This is a genomic window from Paenibacillus sp. ISL-20 (assembly GCF_018613005.1).
In the GTDB taxonomy this organism is placed as follows: Bacteria; Bacillota; Bacilli; order Paenibacillales; family Paenibacillaceae; genus Paenibacillus_AQ.
In genome coordinates this window covers 1-26,198 of sequence record NZ_JAGGRD010000030.1, presented here as the reverse complement: position 1 = coordinate 26,198, position 26,198 = coordinate 1, and the positions used below count along the sequence as shown (strand labels likewise).

Here is a 26,198-nt window from a genome sequence, read left to right as displayed (position 1 = left end):
AGGCTCCTTACTTGATGTTTTCGTTGGCGTATTTCGTAATTTCTGCACCGCCCGCAGCATTCCAGGCTTCAACGAATTGGTCGAATTGGGACAAGTCCTTCTTGCCCGTAATAAAGTCCGTCGAGTATTCCTTGTACAGGTTGTTCATTGCGTCCCAGTTGGCAATGAACTGCTCGGGAATGATAAAGTTGTTGTCTTCCGTGTAGAATTCGGTAGCCATTTTCAGCGATTCGGTACCCGGCTCACCCAGGAGCGGCGTTTTTAATGGGGGTTCCGATTGGATCTCGGTTGGCTCCCAGAAACGCGCATACCATTCGCTGTAATATTTCTCGTTCAGCTCGATCTCGCCGTCAACCACCTTGTAATGCTCATCTACGAAACCGAGGCGGTCCAGCATTTGGCCCTTCGGACTTGCAAGGTAATCGAACACCTTGAACGCAACGTCTTTATGCGGTGACTGCGAAGAGATCGCAAGCCCTCTGGATTCCTTCGTCACGTCGGTTGCCCCGAAGCCCTGCGCTTCGCCCTTGGCCGGCGGCAGCACGATCAGATTGGCGTCCTCTCCGCCCAGTTCCTGCATTCTTCCATCATACAAATCGATGATTTTACCGGCTGTGCCCGTGATAACGGCAGCTTCCCCTTTATAGAAGGCGTCCTCCTTGGTATCCCATTGCTTTGTAATGAATTGCGGGTCCAGCAGCCCTTCCTTGTAGAGCTTATTGTAGAACGTCAGCTTTTCTTTTTCTTTCTGAGAAACCTTGGAATACTCATAAGTTCCGTCTTCCTTCTTGAGCCAAGTCGTATCCAAACCGAAAGCCGTATTGAAAATAAAGTTGATCTCGGCAATATCGCCTGCTGCCGTCAGCGCGTAGCTCGGCTTTCCTTCACCCGGCTTCTTCTCCACCAGTTCCTTGAAGAAGGCATAATAATTGTCGACACTCGGGTTCTCCATCAAGGCCTTGGAGCTCTCCATGGCATTAAACCAATCCGCCCGGATGACCGGTGTTTTAGGTGCGAGCGGTTTGATCCACAGCAGATACGGATAACTTGCCATCCGGGTCTTGTTGTGCGGCTCCATGATATTTTTGATGTGGGTTGAATTTTCAATGTAAGGTGTCAGATCTTCCAACAGACCTTGATCGGCAATTTGCTGGTCACCGCCCTGGAAATAGATGATATCCGGAATGGTTCCGCCCAGCAGCAGCAGATTCAGGTTCTCGGCATAACTGCCTTGTGCCAGATCCACAAGCTCGAATTTCACGTTCAAGCCTTCGTCTTCAGCCAGGGATTTCTCCAAGGTCTCGAAGAATTTAACCGAAACGGGGTTTGCCGTTCCTTCATCCTTGTACACGATCTTCAGCGTAACCGGATCCCCGGTCCCGTCAGACTGGGCGGTTCCGGGTTCAGTTTGACCTGCTCCCGGCGTGTTTGATTTCGATGTACATGCCGACATGACCATAACCAGCATGGCAACGATGAATAACAGGCTTAATTTTTTCATGTTCATCTTTCTCCCCTTTTTTGAATTTGAACATTCATGCCTTATAAGTTAGCTGCCTTCGCCTTCCCGCTTAATCCTTCACTCCGCCCTCCAGTTCGCCTTTCGCGTAATATTTCAGAATGAACGGATATAGGAATAACAGCGGTACAATCGCAATCATGATCGTACCTGCCTGCAGGGAAGCAAAATCAAAGTTGATCGAGCTGTCGAACATGTTTTGGTTGCCGATCAAGGACGTATTATCCTTGCGGACAACAAATTGTCTGAGTACAACCTGCAGCGGCCATTTGGTTGGATCCGAAATGTAGAGCGTGGCTCTGAAATATTCGTTCCAGTGATATACCCCGTAGAACAAACCCAATGTCGCCAGCCCCGGTTTGGACAGCGGCAGTATGATCTGACTATATAAGCGAAAATGACCTGCGCCGTCGATTCGGGAAGCCTCCAGAATCTCCTCCGGAATGTCCTGAATGAACCGCATAAGAATAAAGAGATAGTACACGTTGACCGCTTTGTACAGGATCAGTGACGTGAGCGTATTCATCAGTCCGAGATCCTTTACCAGCAGGTATTCGGGAATCATGCCCGGCTCGAACACCATAATGACGATCAGAAAGAACAACACGACTTTTTTACCGATAAACTCGGTTCTGGCCAGCACGTACGCTGCCATGGAGGTCAGCAGCAGATTCAGGAATGTACCCGCTACGGTAATCCATACCGAATTCAGAATACTGCCCGTAATCAAGGGATTGGACAATAAAAGTTGGTAATTGATCGTTGAGAATCCCTTCGGAAAAATGTCCAGTCCGCCCATCAAATGGGCTTTGCCGGGATCGGTTAAGGATAGCGCCAGCAGATTCAGGAGAGGAACCAATACCATGAGCGTAAACACAAACAACATAAGATAAATAACGATTTTCGAAACTTCCAGTCGTCTCATCGTAAATCCCTCCTTTACCAGACGCCCTTGCCCGAGAAGCGCTTCGAGATGAAATGCGTGCCCAGGATGAGGATGATACCGATAACGCCCTTGAACAGACTCGCTGCGGTTGCATAAGCAAATTGTCCGTTCCCGATACCGATTCGGTACACATACGTGTCCAGAATATCCACCACACTGATGATGGAATCGTTCATAAAGTTAAACACCTGATCGAAACCAGCATTCATGAAGAAGCCCAGATTCAGAATGAAGACGGTTACAACTGTACTGTATAAATGAGGAAGCGTAATGAACCTCATCTGCTGTAAGCGGGTCGCCCCGTCAATCTTGGCTGCTTCATACAATCCTGGGCTGATCTTCATGATGGCTGCCAGATAGATGATGGAGTCCCAGCCGGCGCTTCGCCAGATTTCGGAAAATACAAGCACCCAACGAATATGCTCTTTACTGGTCATGTAATCAACGGACGGCAGTTGAAAGAAATTCGCAATCAGATTGACTCCGCCTTCGGCAGGATTCAAGAGGCTGATCCAGATCCCGGCAATAACGACCCAGGATAGAAAATGCGGCAAATAAACCACGGATTGCACGTATTTGCGGTATTTCGAGCTTCGAACTTCATTAATAAGCAGCGATAACATGATTGGGATCGGGAATACGAATACGATTTTCATCAAACTGATGATGATGGTATTCTGCAGTACGCTTGTGAAGGCGGGCGAGCTGAATAGCGTCTTAAAGTGCTTCCACCCGACCCACACATGATCCCCCAGAATCCGGTAATCCTGAAAGGCAAGCTTCATGCCGTATAGCGGAATGATGTGAAAGATAAAAAAGTAGAGCAGAGGCAGCGACAGCATCGCGTATAGAACCCAATCCTGCCTTAAGCGTCTTAACACCTTCATGGCTTACCCCTCCTCCAGATGTTCAATGGATAATTTCATGAGGGGAGCATGCTGCTGGGCTCCGTACACGTCGCGGTCGCCGGCACTGCCGGACGATATATCCCGCGACATCGTGATTTTGAAACCCAGCGCCTGGTCGAAAAATACCAGGTGATGAATCTGCTCCTCCCGTATCTGATACAGCTCGCATATCGTCCGTTTTGTAATGATGCCGGACTGTTTCACTTTGTCATATTGCTCTTTGGAATCAAACAACACGTCTAAAGTAATTTCGAAGGGGCCTGAGTTTTTGCTTCGCAGCACCTTCGCCAAATCGCCGAGTTGAGTCATGGTTTGATCCTCCTTATCGATGCTCTATCCGAAAAGCATTATTGTTCATTTCCATCAGATGGTAGACGGAGAATTCATAGACAGGACCGAACTCGATATCGCTTGGCGCGAAGGGAAAAGCCAGATTGCCTGCCGTTGATTTACGGCCTTCGTATCCATAATGCAGGAAGGTGGAACGCACCGTGGCGCAGATGCTGTTCGCTAACTCCTGCGTCTTGGCCACCACTTCGAACATAACGCCGACCTCGTGTCCGACGAACGACTCAGGCTCCTTGCTTCCAAGAACACCGTTCTTGCCGTAGTTGTAAAATTGAATCTGATAATCCGATTCCGGAATTTCCCGGTAATATTCCCGTGCCTGATTGCGAACATATTCCTCAACCTCTTCCAGCTTCCCGATCAGGATCGGATCCCGGATCCCCGCCACCACGAAGGTCCGATAAGCGACGCGTCTAGCGCCTTCCAGCTTAATGAAATATTTCTCTGCCGGAAGGAACCGGCTGCCGGTAACTCGAACGATGCCTTTCTCCTCTTCCTCGAAGCGGCAATTCTCTAAATCCAGCGTAAATCCGGGACCATGCAGAATATAAGGGTGTTCCTTCTCATAAAAGGTATGTGCCGCAACGCTGGTCGGGCTGCACGTCCGGTCCGGGTTAAGCGACTGAACGGTAAACGAATCGTCGCTGATCGTGCCAAGAATGCTGTCTTTGGTTGTTCCCGGTTCCGCGCACAATGCGCCGCATTCCAATATTTTGCCCAGATGATAGGATAGCCCCGGGTCCTTGCCGTGGTAGATCCCGATCGCCGCGAAAGGCGAAGGATCATACGCCCTGCCGCAGACGATGATGTCCACGCCCTGTTGAAGCGCTTCCACAATAGGTTCATGTCCCATCTGGGCAACGATGCTGTTGGTGGAGTCAATCAACTCACTGGTGAGTGGCGGAATATTCGGACTTAATGCCTTAATCCGCCCTTCTTCCTTCGCCTGATGGATTTCCTCCCGGGTGAAGTCGGCCCATATGACGGACACCTTGGCCTGAAGTCCCCGCTCATCCAAAATTTCATCAATGATGTCGAGTGTCCAATTCACATGGGTCCGTGCGCCCGAGCCGCCGGCCGAGCCGATGATGATCGGAATTTTACGGGGCAAACCGTTCGTGAGCATAATATCCAGGTCTTTCTTAACCGCCCGCTTGCTGACGATCGATACGCCGGCACCCAACTTATGCGGTCCCCCATCCGTTGAGCCTGCATCAACAACGATGCCGTGCAGCTCGAACTCCAGTCCGTTCATGAAGGATTGTTCAGGAAATCCATATCCCAGCATGCCGCAGGGGGATAGAATTCGAATGTCTGTATTCATCTGCAGTCCCTCTTTACCAAAATATTCACCCATGACCATTGGATAATTGGATTATCCAATTTGTGCTAAAAGGGGTACGATTCTCCCCTCTTAAACATGAATGTAGTTTTTCTGTATGTTTTCTTTAACCCGGCTGAGATGGTTCAGCAAAGCCAGCTTTGCTTTTACCGGATCGCGTTCCTTAATAGCTTGCAAAATAAGTAAATGTTCTTCGTAGACCTCGCTCTTGCGACCCGGAATCTGGGCTGTTTTGCTCAGCGTCCGCTGAAGCAAATCCATATGCAATTCAATCATATTGACGAGGACCACGTTATGCGTGGCTTTAGCAATTGACAGGTGAAACGCCTGATCCGGCTTCGAGCGATCCTCCGCATTCTGATCAATCTCCCCCCACGTCGCGAAGGCTGCCTCAATCTCGGCGATATCCTCATCGGTTGCACGCTTGGCCGCCAGTTCCACGATTCCCGTCTCGAACAATTCACGTGCCTCTAACAACTCAATGATAGTCGCACGTTCGATATTATCCAGGATGCGGCTTCGATCCTCGGCAACATCCAGTGCCTTACTCAGGAAGCGCCCGCCGCCGGGTCTGGCTTCAATCAGTCCTTCGCGCTCCAGAATGCGGAATGCTTCCCGCAATGTCCCGCGGCTAATGCCAAACGATTGGGCCAGCTCCCGTTCAGTCGGAAGAACATCACCGGGAGCCAGATTTCCTTCCAGAATCAGATTCTTGATCTGTTCGATAACATCCTCGTACACCCGATGATATTTAATCTTCTTAATGGTCATATGACTACCCTCTCTATCCCTACTTGCGCAAACGATAATTGGGTGATCCAATTAACCGCATGTTTAGCATAAACGCATCGTAAAAGGCTGTCAAGCATAAAAATAGCGCTTACATTATCTTTTTGAAGGTGTTTATTGCCTGATTGAAGACATATGCCGGATAATTGGGTGACCCAATCATCTTCAGATTTTTCTTTTTCAAAATAAATAACCCTGGCTTTGGACGGAAATCCATGACAGGGTTTACGCTCTCTAGAAAATCCAATACTAGGGTTGCAGTCTTCGTTTTGCCAACATCCATCGAACACATCCATATAAGCCGCCCAATACAATAAAGCCTCCAATTGCAGCCACGGTAAGCCATTCGCTATTCCGCTCGATCATGCCAAAAGTTACTTGAGCCTGGAGGGATTCCGCCCGTTCATATTGCCTGGTTAAATCCAGTTCCCGCACATGTCTCTGTGTTAGCACCAGGCCTTGCAGGATCATAAATACAAAATAGCCTATGTATATCGCTGCAGCAAACAGCACGGATTCCATAACTACACGTTTACGAGTCATTACGATTCTTCCTCTCTCCTTCTGACTTTCTAACCACAACCATGGTCCTTATATCCACTTCACAATCTCACTGATCACATAAGCGGCCGGAATGATCACGAGCTGTGCCAGCATGGTCCCAAAAAACCTTGAAACCATCAGCATCGTATACACTTTGCCAAGCTGGTCCCTCGCTTCCTCGTTCCGAGTCGCCTTGTCGGTAATCAAACCAAGCTGGGGATCGATAAATATCGTTAAAATAATCGTTGCAATTCCGTTGATCAGTCCGGATGCTTGGGATGCCGTGGTGCTGTACTGAGGAACGAGATGTGCTGCGTACAGAGATGACAGGACACCTACTGTGTAAAAAGCGGTGACCACAATATTCAGCATAATAAACCGTTTAGGTATTCCTAAGTAACGAAACTGACTCCATTTCAAATTGGGCTTTCTTATGTAATGCCTTGTGTTCTTGAGCTGTCCAATGGTCACACTGGATACCAGCTTCGGAATCGATCCGGCGACCTCCAGCTTGCTGATGACTCTGCTGAACAGATTGACGAAGGTGGGAAACAACGCGATTGCGACAATCGTTCCGATCGAGGCGGCTAACAAAATCGCCCTGAAATAGGAAAGCACGTCAAACGAAGGATCCACCTTCGCATAATCAACAAACTTGGCCGTCAGCGGGGCTTGAACTAAGTTGGATGTTCGGGAAACCAGCACAATGATTCCCGTCAACGATAAGGCAACAGCAATCTTGTTTAGCTTCACCCCGGCATATCTTGCGGAGTATGACAAGGTTTCCGCCGTATGAATAATCATCGTCAGGACAAACACAACGATCAAGCTCTGTATCATAGAGGGCTCCTCCCCACCTGATGTTCAGTTCAAACGCCGTACCCTGTATTGTCACCAATTGAGTCTGTGAGCTCTAGCCCACTCTTTATATCTATCCGATTTACGATCGAATTAGTACATGCCCTCCCTGCTCTTCCAGCGTCAACGCCGTCCGACTATATATCTGATGCAGCTGCTGTTGAGTGATGAGACTGGCTTTGTGTTCAAATGTTACATGAAACCGTGAATTGCGTTCTGCAAGATACCGCAAATAGGCGTAGGCATCTCCATAATTCACATCATGATCCTGCTCCGGCAGGACAGGCAGATGATGCGTGAACTTGTCCCCATCATAAAATACGTTACTGTAATGGATCAAATAAACCTGAGATGCCATCCGATCAAGAAAATGATACGGATCAAACCCGTGAAAGGCCCTGCGGGTAATATCAAGCCTGACCGTGTCCAGCACAAACCCGATTTCAGGATAAGCGTGAAAGCTATCCACAAACACATCCTCGTAATCACCAAAAAAGTCATGCTCCAGCACAATGCGCTGCCCATAACGGAGCTGCAGCTCACAGAGGAACTCAAATAACCGCTTGGAAATTTCCCGGAATTTTGTTTTGCTCAATTGGTTGTAACTATAACGATGTGCAGGATCGGGAAGTCTCGGATATGGGGTAAAGGGCTCCTGGAAGACCGGATAAAATGGATAATGGAACAGCATATAATCTGCGCCCACACTGGATGCTAACTGAACCTCGGCCGAGATTTGTTCTAGTGCTTCCTGAAAGTCCCCGGACTCGGGAGCATTAACTTGAGGCAATCGAAATCCAGCGTCGCCGAGAATCGGGGCATGCACACCGAAAGCGATCCGCTGGCTGCAGCAATAATCGCTGACCTGCAATAATGCCTCCCGATTCGGAAAGCTGCATATTTCCATCCCGCTGATATGCTGGTCAGCAAGCTCATCCCATCGTTCTTCCGTAAAGTGATTCCACATCCCTACCTGTAAACGCCTCGGAATCATGCCTTTGCCCCTCCTTTGACTTTCCTCTTATCCATGCCGAATCATGGATCCATAATCAACGCTGACTCGACTGTGCGTCTCGGACGACAGACGAATTGCATCCAGAACAGCTTGAACCCTGTGGCCATCCACGAAATACGGCATGTTCAACGTCGGTTTATTTGCAGTTATGCTGTGGTACATGCCATCTATCATCTGATAGAAGCCGTTATAATAGTGCACTGCCGGAGCCTCCAGGTTAGCCGGAGGGTCAAACGGATCAATCGGGATAGATTCAAATGCCCCGCCAAAGCTGCATTCGAGGGTATGGTCATCTCGCATCCTCAGCGTCCCCTTCGTTCCGTAGATCTCTAGCGTCCAACCGACTCCGCGAATTCCCGGGAAAAACACATCCGCAAGGACAGAGGCTCCACCCTTAAAACGACCCGAAAAGGTAAAGGCATCCTCAGCGTCCCTGAACTCAAGCCCTGTATCTCCCTTATAGGCAGGGATCTGGGTTCTCAGGTCGCCGTACACTTCTATAATCTCCTCGTCCATCCACCATAGGAGTGAATCTACCATATGCGAACCGATCGCAAACAGGAATCCACCGCCATCCTCGCGGCGTGCTTCCCATCCCCGGTAAGAATTAGCCAGTACAGAGTATCCGGAGAAGCTCCCTGTATATTTGATATGCTGAATATCTCCCAGCTTTTTATCTTGCAGCATCTGTTTTATTCGTTGCCGAATCGGCGTCCATCTCCATTGAAAATTAACGAAAGCATGTCGGTCCAGCCGTTCCGACTCTCTCAGCATTTGTAACGTTTGCTCCGTATTCATGCCCAGAGGTTTCTCTGTCAGGACATGGTGGCCGGACTGCAAGGCGAGCATCGTCATTTCATAATGATGGACGGGTGCCGATACGATCGATACCAAATCCAACGGCTCACTCTCCAGCATGTCACGCCAATTCCTGTAATATGGAATTCCATTCCACAAGCGGTCCTCCGTGCGTTGTCGATGGACACTAGCAATGGATTTCACTTCTATCCCCGGGTGCAGCTGAAGAATGGGAGCATGAACGGTACCGCCAAATCCGGTCCCTATAATTCCTACTGACAATGTCTTCATCTTATGAAACCTCCTAACATCAAGCTACCCGCCTGTTGTTATTTTAACATTATTTCCCTCTCCCGTACCCTGTGACTTTGGCCAAGCCTAACTTTTCAATGGTCTAATGTACCCCTGCATCGTCGATGTTTTAAGTTTAAACGGTTGTTGCTTAGATCATAATGGAATTATAGAGGTTTATGTTTAAACGACGCTAATGTTGACTTAGCAGGGGGATCAACATGTGGAAAATGGTGCTTTCCTACCTTCCGGATTGGAAGGTTTTTATGCAGGGTTTCATCGCATTGGTAATTCCGTATATGATCTCAAGGTTTTTTAAATGGATTCATAACTCAAAGGAAGACTGAGGAAATGGCGGGTATCAACAATGAAACAACATGAGAATGAAAAAAGCAAAACATTGAGTTCTGCTCAAGCCTCATTAGAGCATTTTACGGGGAATTTCGCCTTGGATCTTGAACTGGTAAGAGAAGCAATCGGCCATAACTCGGATGTACACTTTAGGGAGTTTCATATTGGAGGCACTGGCATTTGTGCGGCCCTCATTTTCGTAGATGGACTGTCGGATAAAGAACTCATCGACAAACACATCATGAAATCTCTTATGGTGAGCTTCTCCGAAAAAAATAATGAGGATCCATCTTTTGGGCAAGGGACCGTTTCTAAAGAGTTTATTAAAAATCAAGTTCTTACCATTAGTGAAGTAACCGAAGCACATCATGTAAAAGATTTAGTGTCCAAGATATTGACAGGTTCGACCGCACTGTTAGTGGATGGCGTGCAGAATGTGCTCATTCTCGGTACAACCAAAGGGAAATCGCGCAGTATTGAAGAACCTTCCTCGGAACCACTGGTTAGAGGCCCACGTGTAGGCTTCACAGAATCGTTAAGTGATAATACTGCCCTTTTACGACAGCATGGTGACAACTACAACTTGTCCATCATCAAGTTTCAAGTAGGACTACGTTCAAAAAAAGAACTTGTCATCGCCTATATCAAAGATATGGCGGACCCTGCTTTGGTGGAAGAGGTCCAGGAAAGAATCAAAAAAATAAAGATAGATGATGTACCGGAATCAGGATATGTAGAGCAGCTGATCGAGGATAATTACCTAAGTCCTTTTACACAAGTACAGAATACAGAGCGTCCCGACCGAGTTTACAGTGCCTTGATGGAAGGACGAGTTGCGATCTTGTTAGATGGGACACCTTTCGCATTAATCGTTCCGGTTTCATTTAGTATGATGCTGCACTCACCAGAGGACTATTATGATCGTTGGTTACCGAGTTTTCTCATCCGCCTATTGCGTTATTTCGCGGCCCTTATATCGCTTTTTGGACCCTCCTTGTATATTTCGTTTGTCTCGTTTCACCAGGGAATGATCCCAACCAAACTGGCCTTGTCTATTATGGGCACGAGAGAAGGCGTCCCGTTTCCCGCAATAATTGAAGCACTGATCATGGAAATAGCCATCGAGATTCTGCGGGAGGGCGGACTTCGATTGCCTAAACCCATTGGTCCGGCCATGGGTATCGTCGGCGGATTGGTCATTGGGGAAGCCGCCGTACAAGCGGGGATTGTCAGTCCAATTTTGGTGATAGTGGTGGCGTTAACTGCCATTTCTTCCTTTACCGTCCCTCAATACAGCGCCGGAATTACGTTTCGCATGCTTCGTTTTGTAGCCATGTTTTTCGCTGCTGTGTTTGGATTGTATGGGGTCGTTCTCTTTTTCCTTTTCCTTTGCAGCCATTTAGTGAGGTTGAAGAGTTTTGGTGTTCCCTATATCACTCCGATCGTTCCTTATCGAGCAAGTGATTGGAAAGACTTTATGATTCGTATGCCACTTTTGAAGATGAAACGCCTTCGGAAGGCGATACATAAGAAAGATTCCATCCGCTAATGATAGCTCTCTATGAAAGGAAATACACCAACATGATAGGTAGTTCAAAAGACCAAATTACGACTTCGCAAGCAGTTGTTATCCTCGTCAATTATATTCTTGCAGCCGGGATCCTCACCCTCCCCCGCACATCTGTGGAGAAGGTGAAAACACCCGATGTGTGGATCACCGTTATTTTGGGCGGGTTGATCGCAATGATCGTAGGGGTGATCATCGTGAAATTAAACAAGCGATTCCCCGAAAAAACCTTTTATCAATATAACCAAGAAATTGTAGGAAAATGGGTGGGCGGGTTCCTCAGTTTACTTGTGATCGGCTACTTTTTTACCATTTCTGCATATGAAGTCAGAACCATGGCAGAAGTAACCGGCCTTTTTTTGCTGGAAGGTACTCCCACCTGGGCCATCATCCTGCCTTTTATGTGGATAGGTCTCTATCTGATCATAGGCGGAATAAACACGATCGCCCGTTTGTTTGAAATCATATTCCCAATTACGATCGTCATTTTTTTATTGGTTGCCTTTTTGAGCTTAGGCATATTTGAGATTGATAATCTCCGTCCCGTATTAGGATTGGGAATTGCCCCCATGCTAAAAGGAATAAAGACAACGGCTCTTGCATTTTTAGGTTCTGAAATTATGCTGCTCCTTGTAGCCTTTATGAAACAGCCGGACAAAGCCGTAAAAGTTGTTCTAGTTGGAGTATTCATCCCCTTGCTCTTTTACGGCATAACCGTTGTCATGGTCATAGGAGCCCTATCGATCGATGGAGTGGTCACGAGCACATGGCCCACACTTGAGCTTATGCGAAGTTTTGAAATCCCCGGTTTGATCTTTGAACGGTTTGAATCTTTGCTGCTTGTGATATGGATTATGCAAATATTCACTACCTTTACCATTACCTATTATGCGGCTGCTTTAGGGCTGGCTCAGTTGTTCAAAAAGAAGATCCTTCCATTTATATATGGCTTGATTCCGATTATTTACATCATTGCCATGATTCCCAAAAATATCAATGACCTCTTTAAACTTGGGGATATCATCGGTAATGTCGCGTTATTATTATTTGCTGTACTACCATTAATCTTACTTCTAGTATCGAGACTGAGAGGTGGAAAAGCTTGAGGCACATCATGACACGGTTCCTTTTGAGTGCGCTGTTGGTTCTTATACTCCTACCTCTTACTGGATGCTGGAGCAATAAAGAAATTGAAGATCTAGGCCTTATTGTAGGCACTTCATTGGATTTGGAAAAACAGGAGGAGGCACGGGAAGAGTCAGCGGGACAAACAGGCAGGTATCCTAACCGGGATCAAATTACGATAACCAATCAATTTCTCACCGCAGAGACAACAGGTAAAGGAACAAAAACAGGTTCATCACCACAAAAAGCTTACAACAACGTTTCTGAAACAGGAGATGCTATCCTGCCGACTTTACGCAATATGGTATTAAGAATCGACAAACGTGCCTTTGCCGAACATTCAAAAGTGATTATCATTGGAGAGGATCTTGCGCGTACTTTGGATTTGCAAAAGATGTTGGATTTTTTTATTAGAGAACAAGAGATGAGACCAAGCGGCCTCCTTCTAATTGCTCAAAACCGTGCGAGTAAAACACTAGAATCGAAAAAACCGATGGATATCCCAGCATTCCGGCTCGTTGAAATGACACACGGTCACGGAAGAACCACCAAAATTTTGCCTCCAACTACACTTACCAAAATAGAGGGGAAGCTGCATTCCGGAGCCAGCTTTCTTTTGCAAAATGTCGTCTCGTCGTCGAATGGAGATATAAAATTTGCAGGAGCTGCCGTCATTGAAGGGAAAACTAAAAAACTGCGTGGTTTTTTGAATGAACAGGAAATAGAGGGCTTAACGTGGATAACCGGAAAGGGGAAAGGCGGTTTGGTTAAAAGCGTTGATAAAAAGACAGGTCAGCCTATTGTATACGAAATGCTGTCTATGAAAAGTAAAATTAAACCTCATGTTGATGGAAACAATATCTCGTTTAATATAGAAGTCGAGTCCGAAGGAAGAATTGCCGAGCATTGGGTGGTTTCGGAGAAACCCATTGAAACTGAATTTTTGAAAAGAGTGGAAAAAGCTATTGAAGAAGAGGTTGAGCGTTTGGTAAAGAATGTACTCGATAAAATTCAACATGAATACAAGACAGACGTTTCCGGTTTCGGAAACAAATTGAGAATTAAGTATCCTCATATATGGAAGACAGCCAAAAAAGATTGGGATCAAACATTTAGTGAGGTTCCGATCCAGTATGAGGTAAAAATAACGATCAAAGATTATGGGACATCCGATGAATGAGTTCGCTGTATATCCTTCTTCATCCCAATGGTGAATCGCTGAAAGCCCAGCTTCTCATAATACGGCTCCAGCTCTTCCTCACACATCAGCTGCGGGAAGACCCCGAACTTCTCGCAATGTTCAACCAATCGATGGAGGATCTCGCGGCCTATCCCTCTGGACTGATAATCCGGATGTACGCCTAATCCGCATATAACGCCAGTAATAACCCCATCGGAAACCAAACGTCCCATGCCTACCAATTTATGCCCTTCATATGCATAGATGGCATACCAGCTCTGCAAGCACATGGTTTTCAATTCGGTAACGGATAGATGAATAGAGTTCCAACCAAGCGAAGCGTACAAAGCTTCCAGTTGACGAAAATCCTCAGGCGCCTCTGAGGTATATATTACGGTTTGTACCATACAATCACCTTCCTTAGGATCTGGTTACCGGATACGCCATGACACTCATTAAGGCATTCTCGGCCTGAGTCGAATCGAGACGGCTGTATTGAACAAATACGGGTGCAGTGCTCGTAACTTCCATGGCATAGGGAATACCTGGAGGAATACCTTGCCCGCCGTCCATTTGAAGCGAGCTTGTTCGTATGTGCTTGGTTCTTCTAGCTGGTACGATGGTTTCCATTCCTAGCAATGGATCACGATCCTCGAAGTAAGCATGAATCGTAACCACAACGTCCTGCTCGGATAAGTTCAAGACACAGACGGATTCATGACTGGTTAATTCTCCGCTGCTTCCAGGAGGGATATACCCGTCCGGAATAATCCAATGTTCTTCACCTTTTGACATGCGTTTCGCTCCTCGCAACTCATGGTTTAGGGTGCTTAAATAATAATACTTCGCTCTGGACTCCGAAAGTTCCTTTAATCCTTGATCCACCCATCGTACTAACGCAGAAACAGAGACAACGGCTGGAATCCAAGCGCCTTCAGAGCGCGAACCTCCATGTCAGCCAATCGGATCGCACTGCACTCTTGAAAAAGAGTGTTGTCCATCACGCCCAACTGAAACAGCAGAAACTCCCCTGGCCTCCCCCACATAAACACGGATTTGATTCCTTCAGGACCCAGTTGGTTAAAATTTCGACTAACTCCATTATGGATTGGGAGCTTCCGAACATAAATTCAAATAACCGTTCTCCTTGTTCAAATAACCGACTACATAAGCAAAGTCTCTTTAATTATTCCAGGTGCTGGAATAACAGCGCTTGTATTGACAGCGTTTACAACCCGGTACATAATGTGTACACAACATTTTAGGACCAGCGCAAGGAGACGTTGCTGTGCAAAAATGGATAACGATTTATAAAAATATGAAAATCAAAAACAAGCTTTCCCTTCTTATCAGTTTAATCGTTGCGATGGCATTTACCTTCGCGGTCATCGTCCAGCAATATGCATTCTCCATCTACGACGAGCAGCTGTACCTCAAATCATCCCAGGTCTTACACCTGTCCTCCTCTGCGATTGAGTCAGAGCTCGAACGGATCGAACAGTTATCCTTCAACATCATTACCGATACCCAGATTCAAAATATGTTACGTTCCATCGCCGGGAGCGATTCCGACTATGACCGTCTCATCCTGCGGCAGCATCTGGTGGACCGCCTCCTGAATTATGTAGGCTCCGAGCCGATGCTGTATTCCATCCACCTGATTGATTCCTATGACAAACAGCAGGATGTCGGCAGTGTTATCCCGATTAATCCCGCCAAGAAGGAGTTTATTCTTCAGCTTGCCGGAGATGCGGATGGAGAAGAACGCTGGGTGTATCCGGACGAAACGGATTCGGCTCTTGTACTTTCCCGGGAAATAAGATCCTACTCTGGAACCTTATTCGATCTTAACTACTTAGGAACCATCATTATTCGCATCAATATGGACAAAATCGTCCGGAAATCCGCTGGCGGAGAAGGCGACCTGATCGTGACTTCGGGTACGGATGTCATCTATCCCGCAACGCCGCACTTCGATCCGGCTGTCATTCAAGCCTCGCTGTCATCCGGTAACGGGTACCTTACCCGTGAAATGGACGGGCATACCTACTTCATCGCTCATAACCGATCAGGCAATACAGGATGGACGTATATGAATGTCACGCCGTTTAATCAAACCTTCAAGCAAATCATATTCATTAAAGAGCTTGTTATCATCGTGTTCACCATTATCTTCGCAGTTGCGATCCTGCTCGGCATCCGGTTCAGCCGGGGACTGACGCGCCCCATCGAAAGTCTGATCACCCGGATGAAGCTCGCGGAAAAAGGAAACTTTGCGGAAGCCAATATGCTGCCTCAAGACGCGGCACCTGTGGCCATGAACGAGCTGGGCCTGCTCCACCGGACATTCCGCCTCATGATCGAGAGAATCAACGCCTTGATTACCGAGAACTATTCAAACCGGCTGTTAATTAAAGAGACCGAGTTCAAAGCGCTGCAAGCTCAAATCAATCCTCACTTTCTGTATAACACGCTGGAATCCGTGAACTGGCTGGCGAAGATGAACAAGCAAACCCAAATCTCCGACATGGTGCAAGCTTTAGCCTTCCTTCTCCGAAACTCGGTCAGCTTGAAGGAGCCTATTCTGACACTCGGAGAGGAGCTGGAGATTGTCCGGAACTACGTCACGATTCAGAAGTTCCGGTTTGAAGAGCGCCTAGATTTCACGATGGAGGTGAAGGAGCGGGATTTACAGCGCAACATTCCAAAGCTGTCCCTTCAGCCCCTGCTCGAGAATGCGATTCATTATGCGCTGGAGCCATCCGTTAACCCTTGTCGAATAACGTTGTCCTGCGAGGAGACCCCTTCCGCGTTCTGCGTCATTGTCGAGGATGACGGCCCCGGCATGTCTCCGGATACCCTGACACGACTGCGAAGCGGCGACTTGGCTACCAGCGGTAACGGGATTGGACTGTTAAACATCGATGAACGGATCAAGCTGGCTTTTGGCGATTACTACGGGTTAACCATCGACAGCGGAACGGGGCTTGGTACCCGGGTGATTCTGTCATTACCCAAATAACGGAGGGATTCGGATGTACAAAGTTCTGCTTGTGGACGATGAACGAATTATTCTGGACGGCATATCTCAGATGGTGGATTGGTCGGCATATCGGACCGAGCTGGCAGGTACCGCACAGAACGGAATTCAGGCTTATGAAAAAATCATCAAGGAGAGCCCGGATATCGTTCTATGCGATATTCGAATGCCAGGGCTCGATGGGCTTGGGCTCGTAGCCAAAACCTATGCCTCCCATCCCCATATCAAATTCGTGCTGTTGTCCGGTTTTGGCGAATTTGAGTATGCAAACCGTGCCATGCAGTACGGAGTCAAGCATTACCTGCTCAAGCCGACCGACGAGGTTAAGATCGGGGGAGCACTGAAAGAGGTCACTGACGAGCTGACCCTGAACCAAAACAAGGAGTCTTTTATCCAGGAGATGAAAGGCCGTCTCCGCAAGGTGCTCCCTCATGTCAAAGAACAGGTGCTCAAAGAGTTTGTCATCAATAAATCCTATGGACGCCATGACCTGGAGGAGTACCGCAGCCTGTTCGAAACTAATTTCGATCAACCCGTCCGTCTGCTGTTGTTCCAGCTGGAGGGCATTGTCGAATACGAGCATCAATTCGCCGTGAAGAACATCGCTGAGGATCTGTTGGACACCACGCTGCTGAGTACGACGATCGGGCAGCATGTACTGGTGCTCATTGAGAACCAAAAGGATCAACAGCGGCTCCATCAACAGCTGCATGATATCCGGTGTACTTTTAAACAGTATTACAAGATGGACGTCACAATCGCGATCAGCGATCCCGGACCTGTAACCCTGGCGCGGAAGCTGTACCGGGATACACTGCAATGCCTGAACTACCGTTTCTATCTGGATGAGAGCGGAATGATCACCACGGAAGATACACTTCATGCCGGCGGCTTGGAAGGAACGTTTGTCCTCGATGAGGAGCGCCTGTGCATGCCGGTCCGATCCGGCCACCGCAACGAAGCGGAGCTTGCCCTGGCCGAATTCATTCAGGAGCTGAAGCGTGCGCAGCTTAGTATCGATATGACCAAATCCTATGTCATTCAGCAGTATGTATCCCTTATCCGTTTAACCGACCCGGATCAGATGCAAGAACGCTATGCACGGATTCCGGAAATCGCCGAGATGAGTACGCTTCAAGCCATTCAATCTTTCTTGGAAGAAACGGTACGGGAAATCACGCTGCGAAACTTCGAGCAAAACAAAGTCAAATATAATGCCATCGTCCGCAAGGTGATTAAGATTATCGAGGAGCAGCTGGGCAACTCGGAGCTTACGCTCAATCTGGTGGCAAACGACATGCTGTATATGAACGCCGACTATCTTGGCAAGCTGTTCAAAAAGGAGACCGGTGAGAAATTCTCCAATTACGTAATGAAACTACGGATGAAGCGCGCAACCGAAATGATGGCAAGCGATCCCGATATCAAGATTTTTGAAATGGCCGAGCTGCTCGGTTTCGGCGATAATCCTCAATATTTCAGCCAGGTGTTCAAAAAACAGATCGGGTGCACCCCCTCCGAATATATGAAAAAGAGTGATTAACTTGTACGTACATCTCTGCTTTTTAAACAAATTGCACGGTTTTTTTCCTTACTCTTTCCCCGCGGAAACAAGATAATTGGGAATGTAAGCACTAACAATCGAAACGATATGAAGTGGTTTATTAACAAAGGGGAGGAAATGGAATGAAAAAAGTGTTACACGCGGTTCTGATGTTTTCCCTGATCGGAAGCTTGATTGGCTGTTCGGGCGGCGGCGCTGCAGAACCGCAAGCCAGCAGCGGAACCGGAACGGAGACACCGCCGGCGGCTGCAAGCGATAGCAAGGATCCGGTCAAACTCCGCATTGCTTGGTGGGGCGGACAGTCTCGGCATGATTATACCTTGAAGGTCATTGAAATGTATGAGTCCCAGAATCCGCATGTCACGATTGAGCCGGAGTATGCTCCATTCGATGACTACTGGAAAAAGCTTGCTCCCCAAGCGGTGGCTGGCGGACTCCCGGACATTATTCAAATGGACATCTCCTATCTGAATCAATATGCTGGCCGGAATCAGCTGGCGGATTTGAAGCCGTTCACCGAGAGCGGCGAGCTGGATGTCGCCGATGTCAGCGAGAATGCGCTGAGCGGCGGTGAGGTCAACGGCAAGCTCGTTGCCATGAACCTCGGCGTGAACGCACTTCAGACCACCTTCGACGTTGAAACGATGAAGAAGAACGGCATCGATATTCCATCCAAAGAATGGACTTGGGACGACATGGACACAATGGGTGCCCAAGCCAAGGAAAAAGGCCTGCAGATCGGAGGCTTTGCTTACCGGCATGACGTCTTTTTCCCGTACTACCTAAGAACCATCGGCCAGAAAATGTACAGCGCTGACGGTAAAACGATCGGATACAGCGACGATAAGCCTTTTATCGATTATTTCACCCGCTACCAGAAATGGTACGACAACGGATATATCCTGTCTCTGGACAAGGAAGCCCAGAAGAAAGGCGTAGCAGAAGAGGATGAAATTGTCCTTGGCAACTCCATATCGGGTACCGGCTGGTCCAACCAATTCCTTGCCGTGGCCAATCTGGTCACCGATCGTCCGTTGGAGCTGAATCCGATGCCAGGGCCTGGAACGAAGGATGGTCTTTTCCTGAAACCTTCGATGTACTTCTCGGTCACCGAAACGTCCAAGCATAAAGAGGAAGCCGCTAAATTCATCAGCTTCTTCATTAACGACATCGAGGCCAACAAGTTGATTAAGGGTGAGCGCGGCGTTCCCGTATCAGCTAAGGTGAAGGAAGCGCTCAAGCCGCTCCTCTCGGAGAATGAAGCCAAAATTTTCGACTATGTTACTTGGGCTGAGGCCAACAGCACGCCAGGCGATCCGCCTAACCCGATCGGCGCGGTGGAGATCGAGAAGCTGCTGCGAGATCTCAGTGAACGTATTCTGTTCAAGAAAATCTCGATCGAAGATGCCGCGGCTGAGTTCCGCAAGGAAGCGAACGCAATCTTGGCCAGATCTCAGCAATAACCAGGACATGGTCAGACAAGGCATCTCCCGCACGTCTTTCCCGTGTGCGCAAGAGATGCCCTTTTTGACATCCGTGACCCCTGCACGGGGCGCAACCAAATCTAAATCGTAGGGGTTGAAGTCTATGAAGAGGCTCCGTGAGAACGAGCATATCACCGGTTACGTTTTTTCTGCACCGTTCGTTCTTGGTTTTCTCATCTTTACACTGTATCCAATCCTATCGTCACTGTATTATTCGTTCACCAATTACAATCTGATGGAAGCGCCAAGATGGCTGGGCTTGGGGAATTATGAACGGTTGTTTCTGGAGGACGACAAAATCGGCAAGTCATTTCAGGTCACATTCACCTATGTATTTGCCAGCGTTCCCCTCCGTCTCATCTTCGCTCTCTTTGTTGCCATGATCCTGAATACCGCAACCAAGGCGGTGGGGCTGTACCGCTCCGCTTTCTACCTGCCTTCTCTCATCGGCGGTAGCGTGGCCGTGGCTATCATGTGGCAGCAGATTTTCGGCGACAAGGGTCTCGTGAACTCTGCCCTGTCCCTTTTTGGAATTCATTCCACCACCTCTTGGATCGGGAATCCGAGCACGGCGCTTTGGACGTTGATTGCGTTATCGATCTGGCAGTTCGGTTCCTCGATGATCATTTTTCTGGCTGGCTTGAAAAATATCCCGAGGGATTACTATGAAGCCGCCAGCGTGGACGGCGCCAACGCGGTCCATCGCTTTTTCAAAATTACGCTGCCTATGCTCAGTCCGATTATTCTGTTTAATTTGACGCTTCAGACGATTTCGGCGTTCCTGACCTTCACCCCCGCCTACATCATTTCGCGCGGAGAAGGCGGACCACTCGATCAAACGCTGCTCTATTCGCTTTACTTGTACCGCAAGGCGTTCTCGCATTTTGAAATGGGTTACGCGTCAGCGCTTGCCTGGATCATGCTCATTATTGTCGGTGTCCTGACCTTGCTCATCTTCAGATCATCCACCCGCTGGGTTCATTACGAGTCGAAAGGAGATTAACGGTTATGACCAAATCCAGACGTTTCCTCTACCATACCTTGGTCGGGCTGTTCGCCCTCGGCATGACCTATCCGATTCTGTGGCTGGTGGTAAGCTCGCTTAAACCCAACCATGAAATATTCACAACGGCTTACAGCCTGATTCCGAGTCGGCTGGAATTCTCGAATTATGCTACAGGCTGGAAGGGTTTTGCCGGGACTACCTTCGGTACCTTCTTCAAAAATTCTTTTATCATTGTCATCATTTCCACCATCGGTGCCGTCGCTTCCTCCGCGCTTGTCGCCTTCGGTCTGGCTCGGACCAAGTTCTTCGGCCAGCAATTCTGGTTTGCCTGCATGATGATTACGATGATGCTGCCCCATGATGTCGTGATCGTACCGCAATATGTGATGTTCGCCAAATTCGGCTGGCTGTCTTCCTTCAAGCCGTTAATTGTTCCCCAATTCTTCGGCATACCGTTCTTCATCTTCCTGATCATGCAGTTCATCCGCACGATTCCGAAGGAACTGGATGAAGCCGCCAAAATTGACGGATGCAGCAAATACGGGATATTTTTCCGGATCGTTGTGCCATTAATCGTACCCGCTCTCATTACGTGTTCAATTTTCTCCTTCTACTGGAGATGGGATGATTTCATCAATCCGCTCATTTACTTGAACAATCCGGAGAAATACCCGGTGTCACTTGCCTTGAAGCTGTTTCTAGACGGGGAGTCGCTTAATAACTGGGGCGGCATGTTCGCGATGGCTACCTTATCACTGCTGCCGGTCGTTATCGTTTTCTTTATCTTCCAGAAATATATCGTGGAAGGGATCAGCACGACGGGATTAAAAGGGTAACCCATACACATAGACACATTGGAATATGAAGGGAGTTTTCTAACAATGCCTGCACTTGTATTTGATAATCAACAGATTGAGTTTGTCATAGACCGCGTGGTCGACCGGACCTTTCGCATGGATTTCAGCTGGGATTGGCCGGGTGGAGTGGCCTTTTACGGGGTATGCGAAGCCTACAAGGCCACCGGCAAGAAGGAGTATCTCGAACAGCTGAAAGCATGGGTCGACGAAAACATGGAGGAGGGGCTGCCCAAGCTGTCCGTCAACGGCGTCTCCATCGGCCACTCCCTGTTAACCTTGTACGAGGTTTATGAGGATGAGCGGTATATCGAAACGGCCAAGGAAATGGCCGAGTATCTCACGCATGATGCGCTGCGTTTCGGTAACGGCATCTTTCAGCATACGGTGAACTCCAAGACGTATAACTTTCCGGAGCAGGCGTGGGTCGATACGATGTTCATGGCAGGCTATTTCCTGCTTCGGATCGGCGTGATGCTGGACCGGGAGGATTACTTCGAGGATGGCCTGAAGCAGTATCATGGCCATGAGGATTGCCTGCAGGATCCTGTTACGAATCTGTATTACCACGGCTGGGACAACGTCGCTGGCAACCACATGTCAGGTGTCTTCTGGTGCCGGGGCAATGCTTGGGCCGCCATTACGATGGCTCGTGCTCTGGACCTTGTCCCGGTCACGCATCCCTCCTTCATGATCATCGAAGGCTCGCTGCGCGACCAGCTCAGCGCCCTGGTGCGGCTGCAGCATGAATCCGGCTTGTGGCATACGATCACGACCGATCCGCAGTCTCCGCTGGAAACGTCCGGCTCGTCCGGCATCGCTGCTGCCCTGCTCACCAAAGGACGCATCTACAATAAATACACGCAGAAATCAATTGACGGGGTCTTGTCCAAGATCACCGAGGATGGCACCGTAACCGGCGTATCTGCGGGAACGGCCGTCATGAAGGATACCGCAGGGTACAGAGGCGTGCCCGATAAGCGAATCCAGGGCTGGGGCCAAGGTCTGGCCTTGACCTTTCTCGCGGAAGTGCTGAAGATCAGGAACAATCCTTATTGATTAAATAAGATACAAAAAAGGCAGGATGGAGAGGAGAAGTTCGCCTCTACAGCCTGCCTATAATGATTTTGCACCTCACAAGCGAATGGTATTGATTAATAATGATGAACATGAACCAACTGCACCCGATATACTTTCATCCAATATCATTGGTTTAGTCTCCCCGTCTCCCATCGCTAATCTTCACGATTCCGCGTCTACGCTGTTTATTCATTGTCCCCTGTCTCGTCTTCTCCGTTATCCTTAGCTTGATCTTCGGTTTTCTTCGGATGCGGCGTTCCGTCAAGTCCGTAGACTTCGTCATAAGCATCGAATATCTTCCTCGCAATCGGCGCGGCGCTTTGCGAGCCGAAGCCGCCTTCCGGCACAACGACGGCCACCGCCAGCTTCGGATTATCCCGCGGAGCAAAGGCGATGAAAACACCGTTATCAAGGTTAACACCTTTATATGATTGCTCGGATGTACCTGTTTTGCGGGCAAAGTCGTATTTAAAATCTTCGAAGGCTGCAAGACCCTGTGTATTCATCCCCCGCTTGACGGTCTGCCAGTATGCCTTGGGGAATTCAATCTCATCCAGGACCTCGCGCCCGAATTCCTTGACCACGTTGCCATCCTGATCCGTGATTTTGCTGACCAGCTGCGGCTTGATCCGCTTGCCTTCATTCGCCAGCATGACGGTGTATTGGGCAAGTTGTAGAGGGGTGTATTTCCCCATCTGCCCGAAGGACGCATAAGCTAACGCAGCCAGATTACTTCCCGCTGCCTTCGTATCGGTATACTCTCCCCGGCCCTTTAATTCCCCGGGCAAGCCACTCCCCGTTACAACTCCAAGACCAAACTGCTCCATATACTGACCCCAGACCTCAACGCCCTTCTCCCCGCCATACTTATTGACTAACCTTTTGCCAATCATATCGATCATAAAAGCATTCGAGGATTGCTGGATAGCTTGTTGAGCTTTAATGGGGCCATTTCGATGTCCACCTGAGTTAGAGATCTTTTTTTCATGTCCTTCCCGACCAATGGATGCAAAGCCCTGATCGGGATACGTCTCATTAAGACCGAATAACCCCTCATTCAGCCCGATCAACACAGACAGCGGTTTAATGACGGAACCGAGATAGATCATGGATTCGAACCCATGTCCCGATCTGCCTGAGCCAAATATCGTGATCGTGCCGTTTCCTGTCGCATCCACGATTTCCTGCGTAATCGTGCCTCCGTTTACCCGCACATTCGAGTCGTAATCCGGCATGCTCGCCATAGCGACTACATTGCCGGTATCCACCTCCATGGCGACCGCATATCCAGTTAATGCATCCTTATGCAGCTTACCCGATACCGGATGGGTATGAAGATATTGAAGCTGATCCACAATGGCCTGCTCAGTGGCAAGCTGAATTTCTTTATGAATCGTGGCGTGGATATTGTGGCCTTTTTCGGGAGCGACCATCGTCGGAACGCCATCCACCATATTCTGCGGATTAATCGGAATGCTAAGATACCCACTCTTGCCTCGCAGATCTTCCTGATACATCCGCTCCAATCCGTCATAGCCAATCCACTCTTCTTCCGTGTAGATCAAGCCGGGATTCTTCTGATCCTTGTTACTCTGATCGATAGCCTGGTAATCCTTAAGGTCTTTAGAACCACTGAACTTCTTTAAATATCCGATTGTCTGAACCGCAACCGTATCCGGGTCATAGTGTCTAACATTCTCCTCCACGATCTGGATGCCGGGGAACTTGGCGCGGTTCTCCATAAAATAAGCGATCTCTTCCTTCGTCAAATCGGACTTGATGCGTCTGGGTTCATAACCATGCTGCTTGTTATATTCCAAATCCAGATCGGAGATCACTTTCTTCACCGTCATCGGTTCAATGTTCGGATCCCCGTACTTGTTAAATGCCTGGACAAGCCGCTTCGCCAACTCTTCGGCTTCCGGCCTGTTCGCTTTTCCCTTGTCCGTCTTTTTGCTGTAATCCTTCATGAGCGTGATATATAAAGAGTTCGAAGCCGTAGAATAAGCAAGCTTCGTGCCGGATGCATCGATGATGGACCCCCGGATCGGCTGCAGCGGGAAGTGCTTCTGCTCTCCGCCGATTTCCTGACTCGCAAGCTCAGGTCCCTCTACGAACTGCAATATGGCCATGCGAATGATAATGACGCAAAAGATAAGAAATGCACTAAAAAAGAAAATATTAATCCGTCCGTTATATCTGCGTTTCATTTCCGCTTCATCCGGTACGTCCTTATAAATTTTAAAGCCCTTCACATTGTCTACGCTCCTTTGTTAGATGGTTTAATCCAGCCAGGTTGGCAGATGAGGCTGTTTCTCGAATTCAAAGATTCGCTGCAGTTGTTCCTGGGTATTCCGTTCTTCAGACAGCGGAGGCAGTTCGTCCAGCCGGAAAAAACCGACCGCAGACGTCTCCGTTCCCACGCCTGCAGCTCCGCCTGTAATGTCGCACTGAATGAACATTTTGTACACATGGAAGGCCGAAGGCGGATGGTTATGAAACTTCTTATCCAATACAGCCAGTAATCTCGTTGCGCGTACCTCATAACCCGCTTCTTCCTTCACTTCCTTCACAACAACCTCGGCAGGCGATAGACCGATGTCCGCCCATCCTCCCGGCAATGCCCAAGCTCCGTCGGCCTTTTCCTTCACCAGAAGTAGCTTCCCCTCTTGAAAAATAACGCCACGGACATCCACCTTCGGCGTTTGGTATCCGGTTTCACTCGCAAAGAGCGTACGGATCTTCTCGTCGCCTGCTTCGGTATACTCCTCCATGATCTTGATGCTGAGCTCTCTCAGCTGCTCAAACCGTTCCTTGTCATAGACATCCCTCGTATATTCCAGTCCGGCCTGGCTGATCGCCTGTATCTCTTTTGCCCAATCCAACCATTTTAGTGTCATAGATTCATCCCTCTTCGATTTCTTCTCATATATATAACGCCTGCTACCCACGATTGGTTTATAATGGAAGTGTTTGATTTCAAAATTATAACATATTTTCCGCCTGATTATGAGACGAGTGATATATTAAGGGGGCTTTATTACATGAAGAAAACCCGATCGGTTCTATATGTAATCCTGCTAATCGTTGTGTTCGGTACGGGCTATTATGTCAGATCGAGGTCAGAGAATTCAAAACCGATCTCAAAGGAAAATGCCCGCAAAGCCATCCAAACCCTGTGGGTAAGATCCGCCGAACCTCCGTTGCCCAAGGTTACAATCGACGGCACCGAAATCGCGGTGCAGCGAGGCTGGTACCTTTATTCATGGTGCAACGGGGATAAGTGTTCGATGAGGGATGCAGTCCGACCGGAGCTGAAGGATATAACACCCGTTGTAGTCCAAGGCGGCGTGGACATTAAAACAACGCCACCCGAAGGAATAGATGGCTTCACCATCCTAAACCTGACGGATCCCGATATCGACGGATATACCGTACCGACAGAACCCGGCTCGTACCTGTACGAAATTCATTGTACATGGCCTCTGGAGCAGGGACGCGCCAGCTTTTATTTTGCGGTAACGGTCCAATAGGGTAAGCAGCTCAACTAAAGCGATATCAGTGTTCATAATCATAACCACCCGTCCAAC

Annotated in this window: 25 protein-coding genes; 10 read left to right on the top strand and 15 right to left on the bottom strand. The window is 48.5% G+C overall.

Translation table 11 applies throughout. From position 1 onward, the window contains the following. Window positions 1-7: 7 nt before the first annotated feature. The 10 genes from J7E85_RS18485 to J7E85_RS18440 all read right to left on the bottom strand — a co-directional run bounded on the left by J7E85_RS18485 (window position 8) and on the right by J7E85_RS18440 (window position 9,357). Window positions 8-1,501, bottom strand: coding sequence for an extracellular solute-binding protein (locus J7E85_RS18485; RefSeq protein ID WP_215160249.1), 1,494 nt, complete (start codon window positions 1,499-1,501; stop codon window positions 8-10). A gap of 70 nt (window positions 1,502-1,571) precedes the next feature. Next, the gene (locus J7E85_RS18480; RefSeq protein WP_215160247.1) at window positions 1,572-2,444 is read right to left on the bottom strand and encodes a carbohydrate ABC transporter permease; all 873 of its coding nucleotides are present in this window, start codon (window positions 2,442-2,444) and stop codon (window positions 1,572-1,574) included. Window positions 2,445-2,458: 14 nt separating this feature from the next. Then, the gene (locus tag J7E85_RS18475) at window positions 2,459-3,352 is read right to left on the bottom strand and encodes an ABC transporter permease (protein WP_083659788.1); all 894 of its coding nucleotides are present in this window, start codon (window positions 3,350-3,352) and stop codon (window positions 2,459-2,461) included. A 3-nt stretch (window positions 3,353-3,355) separates the two neighbouring features. Next, window positions 3,356-3,682, bottom strand: a complete 327-nt coding sequence (locus J7E85_RS18470) for a DUF4387 domain-containing protein (protein ID WP_215160245.1) — start codon at window positions 3,680-3,682, stop codon at window positions 3,356-3,358. A 13-nt stretch (window positions 3,683-3,695) separates the two neighbouring features. Beyond that, the gene (locus J7E85_RS18465) at window positions 3,696-5,045 is read right to left on the bottom strand and encodes an acyclic terpene utilization AtuA family protein (RefSeq protein WP_251035828.1); all 1,350 of its coding nucleotides are present in this window, start codon (window positions 5,043-5,045) and stop codon (window positions 3,696-3,698) included. A gap of 90 nt (window positions 5,046-5,135) precedes the next feature. After that, a complete protein-coding gene (locus J7E85_RS18460) occupies window positions 5,136-5,834 on the bottom strand; it encodes a FadR/GntR family transcriptional regulator (protein WP_076325091.1) in 699 nt (232 codons plus the stop codon). Between the two features lie 267 nt (window positions 5,835-6,101). Continuing rightward, window positions 6,102-6,395 carry a hypothetical protein gene (locus J7E85_RS18455; protein WP_215160242.1) on the bottom strand — a complete coding sequence of 98 codons (294 nt, stop codon included), beginning with the start codon at window positions 6,393-6,395 and terminating at the stop codon, window positions 6,102-6,104. Window positions 6,396-6,443: 48 nt separating this feature from the next. After that, window positions 6,444-7,235, bottom strand: coding sequence for a lipid II flippase Amj family protein (locus J7E85_RS18450; protein ID WP_076325093.1), 792 nt, complete (start codon window positions 7,233-7,235; stop codon window positions 6,444-6,446). A gap of 100 nt (window positions 7,236-7,335) precedes the next feature. After that, complete coding sequence (locus tag J7E85_RS18445; RefSeq protein ID WP_215160240.1) at window positions 7,336-8,247, bottom strand: sugar phosphate isomerase/epimerase; 912 nt, start codon at window positions 8,245-8,247, stop codon at window positions 7,336-7,338. 27 nt (window positions 8,248-8,274) lie between these two features. After that, entirely contained in the window at window positions 8,275-9,357 is a 1,083-nt protein-coding gene (locus tag J7E85_RS18440; protein ID WP_215160238.1) for a Gfo/Idh/MocA family protein, read from the bottom strand. A gap of 367 nt (window positions 9,358-9,724) precedes the next feature. Between J7E85_RS18440 and J7E85_RS18435 the strand changes: the two genes are divergently transcribed. From J7E85_RS18435 to J7E85_RS18425, 3 genes are read left to right on the top strand one after another with little or no spacing between them, the layout of a single operon-like run. Beyond that, window positions 9,725-11,257 (top strand): spore germination protein, encoded by a 1,533-nt coding sequence (locus J7E85_RS18435; RefSeq protein WP_215160236.1) that lies wholly within the window; start codon window positions 9,725-9,727, stop codon window positions 11,255-11,257. Between the two features lie 32 nt (window positions 11,258-11,289). After that, a complete protein-coding gene (locus tag J7E85_RS18430; RefSeq protein ID WP_215160234.1) occupies window positions 11,290-12,381 on the top strand; it encodes a spore germination protein in 1,092 nt (363 codons plus the stop codon). Window positions 12,382-12,389: 8 nt separating this feature from the next. Further along, a complete protein-coding gene (locus J7E85_RS18425; RefSeq protein WP_215160318.1) occupies window positions 12,390-13,580 on the top strand; it encodes a Ger(x)C family spore germination protein in 1,191 nt (396 codons plus the stop codon). On the opposite strand, the gene J7E85_RS18420 is transcribed toward J7E85_RS18425, so the two are convergent. From J7E85_RS18420 to J7E85_RS18410, 3 genes are all read right to left on the bottom strand, one after another. After that, entirely contained in the window at window positions 13,559-13,987 is a 429-nt protein-coding gene (locus J7E85_RS18420; RefSeq protein ID WP_076325098.1) for a GNAT family N-acetyltransferase, read from the bottom strand. The two genes, J7E85_RS18425 and J7E85_RS18420, sit on opposite strands and share 22 nt — an antisense overlap. A gap of 13 nt (window positions 13,988-14,000) precedes the next feature. Beyond that, a complete protein-coding gene (locus tag J7E85_RS18415) occupies window positions 14,001-14,375 on the bottom strand; it encodes a sensory rhodopsin transducer (protein ID WP_215160232.1) in 375 nt (124 codons plus the stop codon). Window positions 14,376-14,473: 98 nt separating this feature from the next. Further along, entirely contained in the window at window positions 14,474-14,632 is a 159-nt protein-coding gene (locus J7E85_RS18410) for a hypothetical protein (RefSeq protein ID WP_251035827.1), read from the bottom strand. Between the two features lie 236 nt (window positions 14,633-14,868). Between J7E85_RS18410 and J7E85_RS18405 the strand changes: the two genes are divergently transcribed. The 6 genes from J7E85_RS18405 (at window position 14,869) to J7E85_RS18380 (ending at window position 22,587) form a co-directional block, all read left to right on the top strand. After that, window positions 14,869-16,602, top strand: a complete 1,734-nt coding sequence (locus J7E85_RS18405) for a cache domain-containing sensor histidine kinase (RefSeq protein WP_215160231.1) — start codon at window positions 14,869-14,871, stop codon at window positions 16,600-16,602. Window positions 16,603-16,615: 13 nt separating this feature from the next. Continuing rightward, entirely contained in the window at window positions 16,616-18,163 is a 1,548-nt protein-coding gene (locus J7E85_RS18400; RefSeq protein WP_215160221.1) for a response regulator, read from the top strand. Between the two features lie 143 nt (window positions 18,164-18,306). Next, window positions 18,307-19,647, top strand: coding sequence for an ABC transporter substrate-binding protein (locus J7E85_RS18395; RefSeq protein ID WP_215160219.1), 1,341 nt, complete (start codon window positions 18,307-18,309; stop codon window positions 19,645-19,647). A 124-nt stretch (window positions 19,648-19,771) separates the two neighbouring features. Then, entirely contained in the window at window positions 19,772-20,671 is a 900-nt protein-coding gene (locus J7E85_RS18390; protein WP_127594241.1) for a carbohydrate ABC transporter permease, read from the top strand. A gap of 62 nt (window positions 20,672-20,733) precedes the next feature. Next, window positions 20,734-21,510: a carbohydrate ABC transporter permease gene (locus tag J7E85_RS18385; RefSeq protein WP_483311328.1), complete on the top strand. Its 777-nt coding sequence runs from the start codon at window positions 20,734-20,736 to the stop codon at window positions 21,508-21,510. Between the two features lie 45 nt (window positions 21,511-21,555). Beyond that, complete coding sequence (locus tag J7E85_RS18380) at window positions 21,556-22,587, top strand: glycoside hydrolase family 88/105 protein (RefSeq protein WP_215160215.1); 1,032 nt, start codon at window positions 21,556-21,558, stop codon at window positions 22,585-22,587. 206 nt (window positions 22,588-22,793) lie between these two features. Here J7E85_RS18380 and J7E85_RS18375 read toward each other — a convergent pair whose 3' ends face one another. After that, a complete protein-coding gene (locus tag J7E85_RS18375; protein WP_215160213.1) occupies window positions 22,794-24,863 on the bottom strand; it encodes a peptidoglycan D,D-transpeptidase FtsI family protein in 2,070 nt (689 codons plus the stop codon). Between the two features lie 27 nt (window positions 24,864-24,890). Continuing rightward, window positions 24,891-25,508, bottom strand: a complete 618-nt coding sequence (locus tag J7E85_RS18370; RefSeq protein WP_215160211.1) for an NUDIX hydrolase — start codon at window positions 25,506-25,508, stop codon at window positions 24,891-24,893. A gap of 144 nt (window positions 25,509-25,652) precedes the next feature. Between J7E85_RS18370 and J7E85_RS18365 the strand changes: the two genes are divergently transcribed. Next, window positions 25,653-26,141 (top strand): hypothetical protein, encoded by a 489-nt coding sequence (locus J7E85_RS18365; protein WP_215160209.1) that lies wholly within the window; start codon window positions 25,653-25,655, stop codon window positions 26,139-26,141. Window positions 26,142-26,198 lie beyond the last annotated feature (57 nt).

Coding starts and splice junctions, on each gene's coding strand:
- J7E85_RS18485 (WP_215160249.1), bottom strand. CDS start 1,501: ATGAAAAAATTAAGCCTGTTATTCATCGTTGCCATGCTGGTTATGGTC.
- J7E85_RS18480 (WP_215160247.1), bottom strand. CDS start 2,444: ATGAGACGACTGGAAGTTTCGAAAATCGTTATTTATCTTATGTTGTTT.
- J7E85_RS18475 (WP_083659788.1), bottom strand. CDS start 3,352: ATGAAGGTGTTAAGACGCTTAAGGCAGGATTGGGTTCTATACGCGATG.
- J7E85_RS18470 (WP_215160245.1), bottom strand. CDS start 3,682: ATGACTCAACTCGGCGATTTGGCGAAGGTGCTGCGAAGCAAAAACTCA.
- J7E85_RS18465 (WP_251035828.1), bottom strand. CDS start 5,045: ATGAATACAGACATTCGAATTCTATCCCCCTGCGGCATGCTGGGATAT.
- J7E85_RS18460 (WP_076325091.1), bottom strand. CDS start 5,834: ATGACCATTAAGAAGATTAAATATCATCGGGTGTACGAGGATGTTATC.
- J7E85_RS18455 (WP_215160242.1), bottom strand. CDS start 6,395: ATGACTCGTAAACGTGTAGTTATGGAATCCGTGCTGTTTGCTGCAGCG.
- J7E85_RS18450 (WP_076325093.1), bottom strand. CDS start 7,235: ATGATACAGAGCTTGATCGTTGTGTTTGTCCTGACGATGATTATTCAT.
- J7E85_RS18445 (WP_215160240.1), bottom strand. CDS start 8,247: ATGATTCCGAGGCGTTTACAGGTAGGGATGTGGAATCACTTTACGGAA.
- J7E85_RS18440 (WP_215160238.1), bottom strand. CDS start 9,357: ATGAAGACATTGTCAGTAGGAATTATAGGGACCGGATTTGGCGGTACC.
- J7E85_RS18435 (WP_215160236.1), top strand. CDS start 9,725: ATGAAACAACATGAGAATGAAAAAAGCAAAACATTGAGTTCTGCTCAA.
- J7E85_RS18430 (WP_215160234.1), top strand. CDS start 11,290: ATGATAGGTAGTTCAAAAGACCAAATTACGACTTCGCAAGCAGTTGTT.
- J7E85_RS18425 (WP_215160318.1), top strand. CDS start 12,390: ATGACACGGTTCCTTTTGAGTGCGCTGTTGGTTCTTATACTCCTACCT.
- J7E85_RS18420 (WP_076325098.1), bottom strand. CDS start 13,987: ATGGTACAAACCGTAATATATACCTCAGAGGCGCCTGAGGATTTTCGT.
- J7E85_RS18415 (WP_215160232.1), bottom strand. CDS start 14,375: ATGTCAAAAGGTGAAGAACATTGGATTATTCCGGACGGGTATATCCCT.
- J7E85_RS18400 (WP_215160221.1), top strand. CDS start 16,616: ATGTACAAAGTTCTGCTTGTGGACGATGAACGAATTATTCTGGACGGC.
- J7E85_RS18395 (WP_215160219.1), top strand. CDS start 18,307: ATGAAAAAAGTGTTACACGCGGTTCTGATGTTTTCCCTGATCGGAAGC.
- J7E85_RS18390 (WP_127594241.1), top strand. CDS start 19,772: ATGAAGAGGCTCCGTGAGAACGAGCATATCACCGGTTACGTTTTTTCT.
- J7E85_RS18385 (WP_483311328.1), top strand. CDS start 20,734: ATGACCTATCCGATTCTGTGGCTGGTGGTAAGCTCGCTTAAACCCAAC.
- J7E85_RS18380 (WP_215160215.1), top strand. CDS start 21,556: ATGCCTGCACTTGTATTTGATAATCAACAGATTGAGTTTGTCATAGAC.
- J7E85_RS18370 (WP_215160211.1), bottom strand. CDS start 25,508: ATGACACTAAAATGGTTGGATTGGGCAAAAGAGATACAGGCGATCAGC.
- J7E85_RS18365 (WP_215160209.1), top strand. CDS start 25,653: ATGAAGAAAACCCGATCGGTTCTATATGTAATCCTGCTAATCGTTGTG.